A 15898-nucleotide genomic window follows, 5' to 3' on the forward strand; every position below is an offset into this window, starting at 1 on the left:
AGTCTGCCGGCGTCTCCTGGACGGCGCAGGCTGCCGCCTTCCGTAAACATCGCAAAGGGGGGATAAATGCTGTAAGTCGGGCATGTGGATATCCATTATGGGAGGGAATCGGGATGATCGGCTTGGAATTATCGAAAAGATGGCAATCGCGCGTTGTTTTAATGCTCCTTTTTCTGATCGGTATGCTCCTGTTAAATGTTAAATCCCTCAATGCCGCTCAACCGGAAGCTTACAATTGGCAAAATGTGCGCATCGGCGGGGGTGGCTTCGTCACCGGAATCGCCATTCACCCGACCGAGCCGGATCTCGTTTATATCCGCACCGATGTCGGCGGCGCCCTGCGCTGGGACGCGGTCAATCAAAAGTGGATCCCGCTTTTGAATGCGGTTCCACGCGAGAAATACAATTATTACGGCGTTGACAGCATTGCGCTCGATCCGTCGAACCCGGAAGTGGTGTACATCGCGGCGGGCAAGTACAACTATGTCGGCGCGCCGGCCGATATTCTGAAGTCGACGGACCGGGGAGCCACCTGGACGCCGACCGGCTTCACTCCTAGGCATTATGGCAACGGGTCGGGCCGGGATTTGGGCGAACGGCTTGCCGTAGATCCGAACGACGGTCAAATTATTTACATGGGAACCCGGTACGACGGGCTGTGGAAGAGCACGTCCGGCGCGAGCAACGGCTCCTGGCAGCAAGTAACGAGCTTTCCGACCAATGGCGCCGACCCGACCGGACTCAACTTCGTGTTGTTCGACAAGAGCACGGGGTCTCCGGGCAATGCGACGCAGACGATCTATGTCGGCGTCAAAGGCACCGGTATCTACCGAAGCACGGACGGGGGGACGTCTTGGTCGCTGATGGCCGGAAGCCCGTTGACGCCTCGTCGGGCCGTTCTTGCCGGCAGAGGCACCCTGTACGTAACTTACGAGTCGGGCGTCGCCAAGTATGTTGGCGGCGTATGGACGGATATCACGCCGCCGTCTTCAGGGAGATACAACGGCATTACGGTAGATCCGACCAACCCGAATATCGTGATGACGGCGATCGAGGATGGCCAGAACACGCCGGCGCCGATCTACCGGTCGACGAACGGCGGCACGAACTGGACGCAGGTCACCTTCGTCAAGCATCAGAACGTTCCCTGGTGGACGAGCAACTGGTTCGCCGCCAATACGTCTACTTTGACTATCGATCCCCATGACCCGAAGCGGGTGTGGCTGACCGACTTTTACGGCACCTGGCGTACGGACGATATAACGGCAAGTCCGTCCCACTGGTATACGTACGAAGAGGGCCACGAGGAAGTGGTGACGTTTACGCTGCGCAGCACGCCGATCGGCGCGCCGCTGCTGAGCGGGCACGCGGATGTCGACGGCCTGCGCCATACGTCGCTTGCGGCGTATCCAAGCACCAAATTCGGCGGACCGTCGATGGGCGATACGACTTCCATCGACTTTCAAGAGAGCAATCCGAACTTTATCGCCCGGGTAGGCTCCACGCGTTATGCCAGCTCCGGAGGCGGCGGCTACAGCACCAACAACGGGGTTACTTGGACGGCGTTCCCGAATCCGCCGGGCATCGCGGGCCGCATCGCCGTATCGGCCGGCAGCGAGACGATGGTATGGGTACCCCAATTCGGCAGTCCGTTATATTCAACGGATCGGGGGTTGTCGTGGACGCCGGGAACAGGCGCGCCATCCGGAACCGTACACGATTTCTGGGTCTGGTACCAGCCGCTGGCGTCGGACCGGGTCAACAACAACACGTTCTATTTGTTGGAACGCGGGACGTGGAAGCTGTTCCGCAGCACGAACGGAGGGGCCTCCTGGTCGCTCGCTTCCACAATACCGGTATCGCTGGCAAAGACGCCCGCGTATTTCAGCATCAAGGCAGCCCCGGGCAAGGCCGGCGAATTGTGGGCCAGCCTGGATGGCGGAGGTCTCTGGCGCTCCAGCAATGCCGGCGATACGTGGACGCAGCTGCCGAACGTGCAGCAGGCGACGCTGTTCGCATTCGGGAAAAACAAGCTCGGCTCTCCGGATCCTACCGTCTTCGTCTACGGCAAGGTGGACAATACCGTCGGCATTTTCCGCTCCGACGACTTCGGCGCCACCTGGGTGAAGATCGACGTACTCGACCCGGCGATCGGCGATGAAGCCAATACGATGGAAGGAGACCGCCAGACCTGGGGGCGCGTTTATATCGGAACGAACGGCAACGGCGTTTATTACGGCGACACCCTGATGAGCGAAGGGACCGATACGGAGCCGCCGACTACGCCTGCGAACCTGACGTCTCCTTCGCATACGTCGGCGACCGTTAGCCTGTCCTGGACAGCTTCGACCGACAACACCGGCGTGGCCGGATACAACATTTACAACGGAGGCACGTACGTCGGAGCCACCACGACGCCTTCGAGCACCAGCTATACCGTAAGCGGCTTAACGCCTAACACGACATATTCGTTTACGGTGCGGGCCAAAGACGGCGCGGGCAATCTCTCGACCGCGAGCAATGCGCTGAGCGTGACGACGGCATCGCCGCCGGCAACGCCGACGAATCTGACGAAGACATCGGCAACGCTCACGAGTCTCAGCCTGAGCTGGAGTCCGCCGTCCAATCTGTCCGGCGTCGTCGGCTACAACCTTTACGTCGGTTCCAAGCAGGTGGCCGCTACCTCGGGGACGACGTATACGCTCACGAACTTGCTGCCCGATCGGACGTATTCGGTTACGGTTCGTTCGTTCGACGCCGCAGGCAGCACATCTGCAGCCAGCAATACGCTTGCTGCGACGACCGCGGCAGGACCGGGCACGCTTTCCTTCAGCGACGATTTTCAGGATGGGGCAGCGGACGGCTGGACCTCCGTGAACGGGACCTGGTCCGTCGTAACGTCGGGCGGATCCAAGGTTTACAGGCAATCCTCCTGGCCGACGGTCGATTCGTTCAGTACGGTCGATGCAAGCACGTATACCAATTACAGCGTGGAAACGAATATTAAACTTACGCAGAACGACAGCGATCTGGCCGCAGGGATTACGGCTCGCTATCAGGATCCGGGCAACTTTTACTACTTCCGGGTCAAGGCGGGCAAGCTGCAGATCGGGAAATCGGTGAACGGGGCCATCACGATCCTGACCGCGAAAAATTACATCATGACGACGAACGTCGTGTACTCGTTCACGGCGGTATTGAACAACAGCACGCTCGATTTGTACGTGAACGGATTCAAGGAATTGTCGGTTACGGATACGAGCCTCACTTCCGGTAAAATCGGTCTGTACGCCTTCAAAACTAGCGTGGAATTCGATGACGTGAAAGTCGTTCACGACCGCGATTTTGCGCCGCCGACGGCGCCCGGCAATTTGCGCTTGGCGTCAAAAAGCGAGACGACGGCAGACCTGGCGTGGGATGCGTCCACGGATAATATCGGCGTCACCCAGTATGAGGTGTATCAAGGTTCGACTTTGATCGGAACCGCCGCATCCAATGCGTATTCCGCGACCGGACTCACGGCGAATACCGTCTATACGTTTAGCGTCAAGGCCAAGGATGCCGCAGGCAACGTGTCCGCAGCGAGCGCCGCGCTCAGTGTCACGACCGATCCGTATCTGAATCAGGCGAAGAAGACGATCGCCGCCGTCGCCGTGAACGGATCGCTTGATGAAGCGGCCTGGTCAGCGTCCGGGTTCAAGCAAGTCAAGAAAGCGATTGTCGGCACGCCGAACAATACGGCCCAATTCAGTACCTTGTGGGACAACAATTATTTGTACGTGGGCGTCAAAGTCATCGACGGCAATTTGTACAATACCTCTACGCTGCCCTACTACGATGACTCGATCGAGATTTATATCGACAGCAACAACAACAAGGGTACGACGTATGACAGCTACGACCAGCAGTATGTAAAGGGCTGGAACGACAGCACGCTCTGGCTGCAAAGAACGATGCCAAACGGCGTGTTGCATGGATGGGCTCCAATAACGGGCGGCTATAGCGTAGAACTGGCGATACCGTGGAGCTCGCTCGGCCTTGTGCCGACCGCCGGCTTAACCGTCGGTTTCGACGTGGCGAACAACGATTCGGACACCGGTAACGGACGTGACAGCCAGCTGATGTGGGCCGGCACGAACGACAACTGGACGAATACGTCCGCCTTCGGAAGCCTGCAGCTGTCCGCCGTCTCGATCGGAGATACGCAGCCGCCGTCAGCGCCTGCGCATTTGACAGCGTCCTCGCACACCGACCGGACGGCCACCTTGTCCTGGACGGCTTCGACGGACAATGTCGGCGTGACCGGCTACAACGTTTATAACGGCGCCAATTTGGTTGCATCGGTCGCTTCGACGACCTACACGGTCACCGGGTTAACGCCGGAAGCCAGCTATACGTTTCATGTGAAAGCGAAAGACGCGGAAAACAACGTATCGGCGGCGAGCAATACGGTCAGCGTCACGATGGATGCGTCCTACACGCTGCTCTCCGTCGCCAAGACGAATGCCGCCATCCAGATCGACGGTTCGCTGGACGAGACGGCATGGGCCATCACCAAACAAGTAAGCAAAAACGTGAGCGGAACCTCCAACAACAGTACACAGTTCGGGGTTTTATGGGACGATAATTACTTGTACGTCGGGATCACGGTCGCGGACGCCAATCTATACAATAACTCGGCGGAGCCCTATTCCGACGACTCCGTCGAGATTTATATCGACGGCGATCATAACAAGGGCACGGTCTATGACAGCTATGACCGGCAATTTATCAAAGGCTGGAACGATAGCGCTTTGTTCGAGTCGCGAAGCTTCACGAGCGGCGTGCAGCACGCATGGGCCGCGACGACGGGCGGGTACAGCGTGGAACTGGCGATTCCGTGGAGTTCGCTCGGCATTACGCCAAGCGCCGGGATGCTGATCGGCTTCGACGTGGCGAACAACGACGAGGACGACGGCAACGGCCGGCAGAGCCAGACGGTATGGGCCGGCGAGTCCACGAACTGGACGGATACGTCCGCCTTCGGGGAATTGAAGCTGTCGGCACCGTAAGAATAAGACGCGAGTCAGCATTGCTGCTTGTTTGTGACGTCGGTTCCGGTATGTGCCAGAGAGATGGTGGCTGTCCGTGCCGGACCGATTGTTCAAGGATAGGCGAATTATACGCCGCAGTTGTCGGTGTCGAAAAGGGGGACCTTCCAGGCACAATTGGTATTTTTATTTTATGCCATTCCATTATCCCATCGGTTCAGTTTGCGGGAATCGGCCTGATCTGAACCGATGGGATAGTGGGATGACGGGCCCGATCGATGAACAGGGCTGAGCGGATGGGATAGTGGGATGAAGAGAGAAAATGTACTGTCTATTTTCGTATTTACCAATATATTACAATATCGATCGTTTAAAAGCTGCTGGCGGCAGTTTGGCCGATATGGTATATTACCTACCGTATAACTAAAGAATAAATCCGGGCGAGGCTGTCCATTCAAGACATGGTCAGTCGGCAGCGCCGGGAGAGGTTCGCGAACTCCCTCTATAAAAAACTATGAAAAAGCGGCGGCCCGCAAAGGGTGCTGTCGTTTTTGACGTTCGGCGCGAAGCGGCTATAGGCCCGCTTCGCGCCGTTTCTTTGGTTGCGGGAATTCAACAACCGCTCTCCCAATGCCTGGCGAGGAGCGTGCAGAGATGAATAGGGAAAAAGCGGTCGTCGTCTTCAGCGGCGGCCAAGACAGTACGACCTGTCTGTTCTGGGCGAAGGAAAACTTTGCGGAAGTAGAGACAGTTACTTTTAAATACGGTCAGCGGCATGCGCTGGAGACGGAGATCGCGGCCTCCATCGCGGAAGAGCTCGGCGTGCGCCATCATCTGCTCGATATGTCGCTGCTCGGGCAGCTCGCGCCGAACGCGCTGACACGCGGCGATATCGAGATCAAGCAGGACGAAGGCGCGCTTCCGACGACGTTCGTGGATGGACGCAACCTGCTCTTCCTCAGCTTTGCCGCCGTGCTGGCCAAGCAGGTCGGCGCCAAGCATATCGTGACCGGCGTCTGCGAGACGGACTTCAGCGGTTATCCCGACTGCCGCGATGTGTTCATCAAATCGCTGAACGTGACGCTGAATCTGGCGATGGACTATCCGTTCGTCATCGATACGCCGCTCATGTGGCTGAACAAAGCGCAGACGTGGGAGCTCGCCGACAGACTCGGCGCGTTCGAATTCGTCAGGGACCGCACGCTGACCTGCTACAACGGCATTCCCGCCGCGGGCTGCGGCGAATGTCCAGCCTGCAAGCTGCGAGCGAACGGCCTGGCGACGTACCTTCGTGAAGCCGGAAGGGAGGACGTACGCTGATGCTGCAGCAAATTTATCCGGTCGCCCCGCATCCTTACCGCTACGAGCTGAACAAGGATTTGCAGTTCGCGGCGGCGCACTTCGTGCCCGCCGAATCCGCCGGCAAATGCAGCCGCGTGCACGGCCATACGTACTTCGTTAATGTGACCGTGGCCGGAGATCGGCTGGACGAAGCGGGGTTTCTTGTCAATTTCTCAGATATAAAGACGCTTATTCATGCCCGCTTCGACCATACGCTGCTGAACGACGATGCGGAAAGCTTTAGCGCGGAAGACCCGAATCGCTTTCCGACGACGGAGGTCGTGGCGAAAACGATCTGCGAGCTTGTGCAGCGTTATCTGGACGAGAAGTCCAACCATGCCGTCTGTCTGCAGGTGTTCCTGCGGGAGACGCCGACCAGCTACTGCGTCTATCGGCCATGGCCGAAGTTGTCCAAGCGACCGGCGGGTGACGATCGTGCTTAAGCAGGCTGTGAACGATCCGGCGAGCCGCACGGCTCGAATTCCCGTGATGGAAATATTCGGTCCGACGGTGCAAGGCGAAGGCATGGTCATCGGCAGAAAGACGAGATTCGTCCGCACCGCGGGCTGCGATTACCGGTGCAGCTGGTGCGATTCGGCGTTTACTTGGGATGGGACCGGCAAAGACGAAATCCGGCTGATGACGCCGGAAGACGTTGTACGGGAGCTGACCGCGCTCGACGGCTCCGCGCCGGATCATGTGACGTTGTCGGGCGGCAATCCCGCGCTGCTGCCGCAGCTGGGCGCGCTGATCTCGGCGCTTCGCGCCGCCGGAGCGGCAGTCGCGTTGGAGACGCAAGGCAGCAAATGGCAGGACTGGTTTTTGGAGATCGACGAGCTGACGATATCGCCCAAGCCGCCGAGCTCCGGTATGACGACCGATTGGGCGGCGCTTGAGCGAATCGCCCTGCGTCTTGCGCAGGGCGGCCGCCATTTCAGCCTGAAGGTCGTCATTTTTGACGAGGCCGACCTGACTTACGCCTCCGACGTTCATCGCCGCTTTCCGGACATTCCGTTTTATTTGCAGGCGGGCAACGATCGTCTTGGCGAGCAGGATCGGGCGCGGCTGCTGCCGTATTTGCTGGAGCGCTACGAATGGCTGGTCGACCGGGTCGTCGCCGATGCCGGGCTGCGAGACGTGCATGTGCTGCCCCAGCTGCACACCTGGATCTGGGGGAACAAAAAAGGCGTTTAAGGAGAAGATGAACATGGCGGGAAGAAGCAAGGAAGAGCTGGCGGGCGTATCGCTGCTCGGCAATCAAGGCACGCAATACCCGGGCACGTACGCGCCTGAGGTGCTCGAAGCGTTCGACAATAAGCATCCGGGCAGAGATTACTTCGTCAAGTTTAATTGCCCCGAGTTCACGAGTCTGTGCCCGATGACAGGGCAGCCGGATTTCGCAACGATTTATATTTCCTATATTCCGGACGTCAAGATGGTGGAGAGCAAGTCGCTTAAGCTGTACTTGTTCAGCTTCCGCAACCATGGCGACTTTCACGAGGACTGCATGAATATCATCATGAACGACCTGATCGAACTGATGGCGCCGCGGTACATCGAAGTATGGGGCAAGTTCACGCCGCGCGGCGGCATCTCCATCGATCCGTATTGCAACTGGGGAAGGCCGGGCACCAAATACGAGGCGATGGCCGAGCACAGAATGCTCAATCACGACCTGTACCCGGAGAAGGTAGACAATCGATAGGTTGAACGTAAAACGGCAATAACATACGCGAGGAGCTGGCTCGATCGTCCGAAAAGAGACGACGCGAGCCGGCTTTTTTTGTTTTTCGCGCCTTTTCGTTAAAAATAGCATAATTTACACTTCGCCGCGTCTCCATTAACGCCGGGTTGACAAGCCGCTGATAAACTGAGCGGGTCAAGAACAGCGGAGAAGGGGTTGGGAGCATGAGTTTGCTTCTATTGGAAAAGACGAAATCCCGGGTGGCCGCAGAGGCGCCCCGCTTGGAAACGGAGAAGCGGATCGCGAAGCCGGAAGCTGCGAGCGCATCCCGCGAGAGCGAGCCGGCGGAGCTCGCCAAGCATTACCCGTCGGTTGCGCTGGCGGATTGGATCCGGTCCTGCCCGCAGGTATCGCCGGAGCAGACGTGCGGCGAGATTGCCGAGCTGTTCCGCAGGCGCCAGGAGCTCGAGTGTGTCGTCGTCGTGCATTCGGCCGGTGAGCCTGCCGGCCTCGTCATGCGGCATCGCTTTTTTAAGCTGATCGGCTCGCTGTACGGCATGCCGCTGTTCGCGCACAAGCCCGTATCGAAGCTGATGGACGGCAAGGCAATGATCGCCGAGACCGATCTGTCGCCGCAGGAGCTGATCGACCGCGCGATGTCGCGCGACGAAGAGCGAATCTACGACGCGGTGATCATGACGAGCGGCGGCGCTTTTAACGGTGTGCTGACAGTGAGCGACCTGCTGCAGCTCTCGAGGATGCTCCGGAGAGAGCTCGCCGGACGGCAGATGGCGACGGTGCGCGGCGCCGAACGAATGCTGCGCGACATTCGGGGCGCGGTCGATCGGCTGGCCGGCGAGGCTTCGACGTCCCGCGCGGGGAGTGTGGAGATCGCGGAGCTGGCGGAGCACGGCAAGGAAGATTTGACCGAGATGCTCGGCTTATTCCGTTTGTGGACGGAGACCGCCGACCGTCAGGCCAGGTCGGTGGACGAGCTTCTCGCCCGCGTGTCGGACACGGTCGGCATCGCCAAGGTGATCGCGCAGCTGGCGGATCAGTGCAATCTGCTCGCGATCAACGCGCAGATCGAAGCGGCTCGGGCCGGCGCTCACGGACTGGGCTTCGCCGTCGTCGCGCAGGAAGTGCGCCAGCTCGCCGACGAGACGAAGTCGCAGGCCGGACAAATCCGAGAGCAACTGAGCGGAATGGCGGCTTCGGCGGCCGCGGCGGCGGCGCACGTCCGCGAAGGCAAGGAAGGTGCGGATCGCGGATTGCTTCAGGTGCGCAAGACGGAGGAGACGTTCGGACGGCTATGGAATCGCAGCTCCGAAAATGCCAAAGGGACGGAGCATCTTGAAGCGGCTTCGCGCGAGGCATCGGCCATGTCGGAACAAATCTCGACGCAGGTGGCCAAGCTCGCGGCGCAGATGAACGATTCGCCAGAGGAAAAATATTAATGAAAGAAAAATAATAACGAAAGAAATTATTAACGAACGACTTTTTTTACATAGCGTTAACAATACCCGAATACAAGATTGACGATTGGCCGCTAGAATCAGAGATGTGCCTGAGAGCAAAACATATAAACACAATTTGAAAGGGGCTCTATTCCTTGAAAAAATCTCTGCTTGTCCTCACGACGCTCGCGCTTAGCATCTCCCTTGCCGCATGCGGAAAAAACAACAATGCCAATAACGCAAACGCAGGCGCTTCGTCCGGCGCATCGTCGAGCGCTCCGGCGAGCGCGGCCGTAAGCGGCGCCTTCAGCGCAGCAGGCTCCACCGCGCTTCAACCGCTCGTCGACCAAGCGTCCAAGAAGTTCATGGATCTGAACAAGGACGTCACGATCACCGTCAACGGCGGCGGCAGCGGCGCCGGTCTGTCCCAAGTATCTGAAGGCACCGTACAAATCGGCAACTCCGACGTGTTCGCCGAAGAGAAGCTGAAGGACGCTGACGCGGATAAAGCGAAGGAGCTCGTCGACCACCAGGTCGCGGTCGTATCGATCGCAGCCGTCTCCAACAAGGACGTAGGCGTGGACAACCTGACGAAGGCGCAGCTGGTAGACATCTTCACCGGTAAAGTGACGAACTGGAAGGACGTAGGCGGCAAGGATCAAAAAATCGTCCTCGTCAACCGTCCTGCAAGCTCCGGCACGCGCGCCACGTTCGAAAACTTCGCCCTCGGCGCGAAGTCGGAAGATCTGCCCGACTCGATCACCGAAGACGCATCCGGCACGGTTCGCAAGCTCGTCTCCGAAACGCCTGGCGCAATCGGCTATCTGGCGCTTTCCTACCTCGACGATACGATTCAAGCGCTGAAGTACGAAGGCGTAGAGCCGACGGCCGAAAACGTAGCTTCCGGCACCTATCCGGTTTGGGCATACGAGCACATGTACACGAAGGGCCAGCCTGAAGGCGCGGTCAAGGCATTCCTCGACTACATGCTGAGCGATGAAATCCAGAACACCGACGTGAAGGATCTGGGCTACATCCCGGTTAGCGACATGAAGGTTACGCGCGACGTGGAAGGCAAAGTAAGCAACAAATAATAAATAAAGCATGAGAATAGCCGGCAGAGGCGGACCTGGTAACGGGCGCCTCTCTTGCCACGTTAAGGAGAGGCTCGCATGAATTTGACCCAAACCCGCCCGGCGGCGGATGCCGTCGCGAAGGACGGACGCGGCAAATTTCCGAAGCACAAGCTGGAGGAACTCCGCGGCAGAGGATACGTGATGTTTTGCGTGCTGCTGCTGATCGTCATCATATTTTCGATCGTCTACTTTATCGCTTCGAGAGGCTTGACGCCGTTCGTAAGCCAGGGCGTTAGCGTCGGTGAGATGCTCGGCGGCCTGAAGTGGTCGCCGGAAGCGGACACGCCTCGCTTCGGCGCACTGCCGTTTCTGTTCGGCTCATTCGCGACTTCACTGCTCGCCGCCATCATCGCAGCGCCGCTCGGCATCTGTGCCGCGATCTTCATGACCGAGATGATGCCCAAGGTCGGCAAAAATATTTTGCAGCCCGCGATCGAGCTGCTCGCGGGCGTGCCCTCGGTCGTCTACGGCTTCGTCGGCCTCAGCGTCGTCGTACCCTTCCTTCGCGACGTCTTCCCCGGACAGGGCGTCGGCATCCTGGCGGGCGGGATCGTGCTGTCCGTCATGATTCTTCCGACGATCACGACCGTCGCCACGGACGCGCTGCGCAGTCTGCCCGCCGGCCTGAAGGAAGGCTCCTACGCGCTCGGCGCCACGCGCTGGCAGACGATCTCGCGGCTCGTCATTCCGACGACGCTGCCGTCGCTCATGACCGGCGTCGTGCTGGGCATCGCGCGCGCGTTCGGCGAAGCGCTGGCCGTGCAGATGGTCATCGGCAACGCGCCGCACATTCCGCACTCGCTGACGCAATCGGCAGCGACGCTGACCAGCATCATCACGTTGTCGATGGGCAATACGACGAGCGGCTCGCTGCACAACAACGCGCTGTGGAGTCTCGCTCTCATTTTGCTCATCATGACGTTCCTGTTTGTATTCGTCGTCAGGCTGCTGGAGAGGAGAGTGAAGCACGCATGAAGACCAAGTCCGTAGACCGCATCATGACCGGCGTCATCGTCGGCGTCGGCTTTTTGATCATCGCGCTGCTTGCCGCGCTGCTCGGCTACCTGCTTATCCGCGGCCTCGGCCATGTCAGCTGGCACTTCCTCACTTCGCCGCCCGAATCGATCCGCGCGGGCGGCGGGATCGGACCGCAGCTGTTCAACTCGCTGTTCCTGCTCGTGCTGACGATGATCATCACGGTGCCGCTCGGCCTCGGCGCGGGCATCTATATGAGCGAGTACGCCAAGCAAAACCGGCTGACCGCGTTCATCCGCCTGATCGTCGAGGTGCTGTCCTCGTTTCCGTCGATCGTCGTCGGCCTGTTCGGCCTCCTGGTCATCGTCAACCGCTTCGGGCTCGGGCTGTCGCTCATGTCCGGCGCGCTCGCGCTGACCGTGTTCAACCTCCCGCTCATGGTGCGCATCACCGAGCAGGCGCTTCGCGCCGTGCCGCGCGAGCAGAAGGAAGCGGGCCTCGCGCTCGGACTGTCCCGCTGGCGCACGATCACGACGGTCATGCTGCCGATCTCGCTGCCCGCCATCGTCACGGGCACGATCCTCGCCGCCGGCCGCGTATTCGGCGAAGCTGCCGCGCTGCTGTTTACGGCGGGCATGAGCTCGCCGCGCCTGGACTTCACCGATTGGAATCCGCTGCACCACACGTCGCCGCTCAATCCGTTCCGTCCCGCCGAGACGCTCGCCGTGCACATCTGGAAGGTCAACAGCGAAGGGCTCGCGCCAGACGCGGCGCAAATCGCGGCAGGCGCTTCGGCCGTGCTCATCATTACCGTGCTCGTATTTAACCTCGGCGCCCGCTGGCTCGGCCGCGTGCTGTACCGCAAGCTGACGGCAGGACGCTAACACCGGCATCGGCCGGATCACTGGAACTTAAAGGAGGAATTCATCGTGACTTTGATCGCGACCGAAAAGACGGATGCCAGGCGCACGGCCGTTCAGTCCGCCGGCGAAAATCCGGCAAGCGCGACCTCGCCGGCCGATTCGCCAAGCGCAGCCGCGCTGAACGCAGGCACAGGAACCGTAGTGCCGCCTGCGCCTTCCGCGCCGCCTTCGCAGCCTGCGCCAGCCTTGAAGCAAGCGCCTGCGGTGACGGCGCAGATACCGAAGCCGGCGCCGTCCGAGCCTGAACCAAGCGGAGCCGCCCGCACGCAAGCCGCGCCGCCGCCCGCGTTTTACACCAAGGACCTGTCCGTCTTCTACGGCGAGAAGCAGGCGATCAAGCAGGTCAGCATGGCCTTCCCGGATCGTCAGGTCGTCGCGCTTATCGGGCCCTCGGGCTGCGGCAAGTCGACGTTTCTGCGGTCGCTCAACCGGATGAACGACCTGATCCCGGGCGCTTCGATCGAAGGAGAGATCTGGATCGGCGGCCACAACATCTGCGATCCGAAGACGGACGTCGTGCGGCTCCGCCAGAAGATCGGCATGGTGTGGCAGCGTCCGAACCCGTTTCACAAGTCGATCTACGAAAACGTGGCGTTCGGTCCGCGTTACCATGGCGTGAAGAGCAAAGCCGCGCTCGACGAGCTCGTCGAGGAGTGCCTGCGCAAGACGGCGCTGTGGGACGAGGTCAAGGACCGTCTGCACCAGTCGGGCCTCGCGCTGTCCGGCGGCCAGCAGCAGCGTCTGTGCATCGCGCGCTCGATCGCGGTCAAGCCCGACATTCTGCTCATGGACGAACCGGCCTCCGCGCTTGACCCGGTATCGACCGCCAAGGTCGAAGAGCTGACCGCCGAGCTGAAGCGGGACTATACGATCGTCATCGTCACTCATAACATGCACCAGGCCGCGCGCGTATCCGACAAGACGGCGTTTTTCTTCCTCGGCGACCTGGTCGAGTATGACGAGACGAACAAAATTTTCACCAATCCGTCACGCAAATCGACGGACGACTATATCTCGGGGCGTTTCGGCTGAACGCGCGAGCAGCGCTGGCATGACCGAGCGCGGGCCATCCGCAGGATGAGGCGACGGACCGCCGGAGCCCGGCCCAACGAGGAGGAGGAGCGCACAGTGATCATCGAGACCAAACGGCTGCAGTTGTACTACGGGAAGTTCCATGCGCTTAAAGACGTGGATCTGTCCATTCCCGAAAAGAGCATCACGGCGTTCATCGGCCCTTCGGGCTGCGGCAAGTCTACGCTGCTGCGGACGCTCAACCGGATGAACGATACGATCCCGGGCGTGCACATTGAAGGCGAAGTGGTCATTCAGGACCGCAACATTTACGACGGGCAGACCGAGGTCGAGTTTCTTCGGAAGCGGGTCGGCATGGTGTTCCAGCAGCCGAATCCTTTTCCGAAGACGATTTACGACAACGTGGCCTACGGCCCGCGCCTGCACGGCGTGACCAAGAAGTCCGAGCTGGACACCATCGTGGAGAAGAGCCTGCGTTCGGCGTCGCTGTGGAACGAAGTCAAGGACGTCCTGAAAAAGTCCGCATTGGGCCTCTCGGGCGGCCAGCAGCAGCGTCTGTGCATCGCACGCGCGCTTGCCATCGAGCCGGACATCCTGCTGATGGACGAGTCGACTTCGGCGCTCGATCCGATCTCCACGACGAAGATCGAGGAGCTCACGCGCGACCTGAAAAAAAGTTATACGATCGTCATGGTCACGCATAACATGCACCAGGCAGCCAGAATTTCGGACCGGACGGTGTTTTTCCTGAACGGAGAAGTAGTGGAGTCGGCGGAGACGGAGCAGCTGTTCCGGGCGCCGCGCGATCAAAGGACGGAGGACTACATCTCCGGCAGATTCGGTTAAACGACTTGGAAGGGGCAAACGGCCAATGACGGCAAGAAGGGAATTCGATATCGGGCTCGTGCAATTGCAGAACATGCTGGTGGAAATGGGGGACCGGGTGGAGAAGGCGCTCGGCGACGCGATGCAGGCGCTGGAGGGCTTGAACGGTCCGCTCGCGCAGCGGATCGTTAAAGCCGATCCCGAGCTGAACCGGCTCGAGGAGCGCATCGCCGATCTGGGGTCCAAGCTGATCGCGACGCAGCAGCCCGTGGCGAAGGATCTGCGCCGCATCCTCGTGGCGCTCAAAATATCCTCGGACCTCGAGCGGATGGGCGACCTGTCCGTCGATATCGCCAAAGTCGCGATCCGGCTGGAAGGCCAGTCGCTCATCAAGCCGCTCGTCGACCTGCCGCGCATGGCGACGCTGGCGCAAGGCATGATCGGCGAGTCGATCCGCTCTTACATCGACGAGAACGTCGACCTGGCGTACAAGATGGCCAAGGACGACGACATGATCGACGCCTTGTACTCGCAGATCCTTCGCGAACTGTTCGAGATGGCCGGCGAAAATCAGAAGAACGTCGGTCAGGCGATGAACCTGTGCTTCGTCGGCCGCTACATCGAGCGGATCGCGGACCACGCGACGAATATCGGCGAGAACGTCGTGTTCCTTGTCGTCGGCACGCGCCCCGATCTGAACCAGTAAGCGTAAAGAAGTCGACCGGCTCATTGGTCGACTTCTTTTTCTATTGCGCGGTTAGAATCTGCGGGCCTTCAGCTGTGATGGCGATCGTGTGCTCGTACTGGGCGGCGAGCTTGCGGTCCCGCGTCCGCGCGGTCCAGCCGTCCGCATCGATGGTCATCTCGTAGGTCCCCTCGGTAATCATCGGCTCGATCGTGAAAACCATGCCTTCCTTGATGCGAGGTCCTCTGCCAGGTTGGCCGACATGCGCATAATTCGGATCCTCGTGCAGGTCCCGTCCGATACCGTGCGCGAGCAGATCGCGCACGACGCCGAAGCCGTTCGACTCGGCATGCCGCTGGATGGCGCTCGTCACGTCGCCCAGCCGATGGCCGGGCTGCGCCCGAGAGATGCCGAGGTCCAGGCATTCCTTCGTGACGCGCATCAGCTTGTCGGCCGTCGGCGAGATATGCCCGACCGCATAGCTCCAGGCCGAATCGCCGAGCCAGCCGTCCAGCTCCGCGACCGTGTCGATCGTCACGATATCGCCTTCTTTAAGCGGCATGTCGCTTGGGAAGCCATGGGCGATCACGTCGTTAACGGAGGCACAGGTTGCATAGGGATAGCCCTTATAGCCTATCTGGTATGGCTTTGCGCCGTGCTTCAACATGATCTCCTCGAATATGCGATCAATCTCGTTGGTGGTAATACCCGGTTGGATCAGCGGCGCGACGGTACGATGGCATTCGGCGACGACCTGGCATGCCTTGCGGATGGCTTCGATTTCATGCTTGCTTTTTAAGATGATCATGT

General features: G+C 59.9%; 13 protein-coding genes and 1 riboswitch. Of the genes, 12 read left to right on the plus strand and 1 reads right to left on the minus strand.

From position 1 onward, the window contains the following. The first annotated feature begins 113 nt into the window (after window positions 1-113). The 12 genes from KVT38_RS34965 (at window position 114) to phoU (ending at window position 15109) form a co-directional block, all read left to right on the plus strand. Window positions 114-5051 carry a sugar-binding protein gene (locus KVT38_RS34965; RefSeq protein ID WP_254639513.1) on the plus strand — a complete coding sequence of 1646 codons (4938 nt, stop codon included), beginning with the start codon at window positions 114-116 and terminating at the stop codon, window positions 5049-5051. A gap of 457 nt (window positions 5052-5508) precedes the next feature. Continuing rightward, window positions 5509-5552: riboswitch (PreQ1 riboswitch) on the plus strand. A gap of 132 nt (window positions 5553-5684) precedes the next feature. Continuing rightward, a complete protein-coding gene (queC, locus tag KVT38_RS24095; protein ID WP_217596295.1) occupies window positions 5685-6350 on the plus strand; it encodes a 7-cyano-7-deazaguanine synthase QueC in 666 nt (221 codons plus the stop codon). Beyond that, the gene (queD, locus tag KVT38_RS24100; RefSeq protein WP_217596296.1) at window positions 6350-6814 is read left to right on the plus strand and encodes a 6-carboxytetrahydropterin synthase QueD; all 465 of its coding nucleotides are present in this window, start codon (window positions 6350-6352) and stop codon (window positions 6812-6814) included. Before queC ends, queD begins: the two co-directional genes overlap by 1 nt. A 46-nt stretch (window positions 6815-6860) precedes the next feature. Beyond that, window positions 6861-7565 carry a 7-carboxy-7-deazaguanine synthase QueE gene (queE, locus tag KVT38_RS24105; RefSeq protein WP_254639516.1) on the plus strand — a complete coding sequence of 235 codons (705 nt, stop codon included), beginning with the start codon at window positions 6861-6863 and terminating at the stop codon, window positions 7563-7565. Between the two features lie 13 nt (window positions 7566-7578). Beyond that, a complete protein-coding gene (queF, locus tag KVT38_RS24110; RefSeq protein WP_217596298.1) occupies window positions 7579-8076 on the plus strand; it encodes a preQ(1) synthase in 498 nt (165 codons plus the stop codon). Window positions 8077-8279: 203 nt separating this feature from the next. Beyond that, window positions 8280-9512 carry a methyl-accepting chemotaxis protein gene (locus KVT38_RS24115; protein WP_217596299.1) on the plus strand — a complete coding sequence of 411 codons (1233 nt, stop codon included), beginning with the start codon at window positions 8280-8282 and terminating at the stop codon, window positions 9510-9512. Between the two features lie 155 nt (window positions 9513-9667). Beyond that, window positions 9668-10606, plus strand: a complete 939-nt coding sequence (locus KVT38_RS24120; protein WP_217596300.1) for a phosphate ABC transporter substrate-binding protein — start codon at window positions 9668-9670, stop codon at window positions 10604-10606. Window positions 10607-10684: 78 nt separating this feature from the next. Next, on the plus strand, window positions 10685-11623 hold the full coding sequence (gene pstC / locus KVT38_RS24125; protein ID WP_217596301.1) for a phosphate ABC transporter permease subunit PstC: 939 nt from the start codon (window positions 10685-10687) through the stop codon (window positions 11621-11623). Continuing rightward, window positions 11620-12507, plus strand: a complete 888-nt coding sequence (gene pstA / locus KVT38_RS24130; protein WP_217596302.1) for a phosphate ABC transporter permease PstA — start codon at window positions 11620-11622, stop codon at window positions 12505-12507. Before pstC ends, pstA begins: the two co-directional genes overlap by 4 nt. A gap of 225 nt (window positions 12508-12732) precedes the next feature. Next, complete coding sequence (gene pstB, locus KVT38_RS24135) at window positions 12733-13578, plus strand: phosphate ABC transporter ATP-binding protein PstB (RefSeq protein WP_483298186.1); 846 nt, start codon at window positions 12733-12735, stop codon at window positions 13576-13578. Between the two features lie 45 nt (window positions 13579-13623). Continuing rightward, window positions 13624-14424, plus strand: a complete 801-nt coding sequence (gene pstB, locus KVT38_RS24140) for a phosphate ABC transporter ATP-binding protein PstB (protein ID WP_217596303.1) — start codon at window positions 13624-13626, stop codon at window positions 14422-14424. A 25-nt stretch (window positions 14425-14449) separates the two neighbouring features. Then, complete coding sequence (gene phoU, locus KVT38_RS24145; protein ID WP_217596304.1) at window positions 14450-15109, plus strand: phosphate signaling complex protein PhoU; 660 nt, start codon at window positions 14450-14452, stop codon at window positions 15107-15109. Window positions 15110-15149: 40 nt separating this feature from the next. Here the strand turns inward: phoU and map are convergent, their stop codons facing one another. Beyond that, window positions 15150-15896, minus strand: coding sequence for a type I methionyl aminopeptidase (map, locus tag KVT38_RS24150; RefSeq protein WP_217596305.1), 747 nt, complete (start codon window positions 15894-15896; stop codon window positions 15150-15152). Window positions 15897-15898: the final 2 nt, after the last annotated feature.

Source organism: Cohnella sp. GbtcB17 (assembly GCF_019091135.1).
In the GTDB taxonomy this organism is placed as follows: Bacteria; Bacillota; Bacilli; order Paenibacillales; family Paenibacillaceae; genus Cohnella.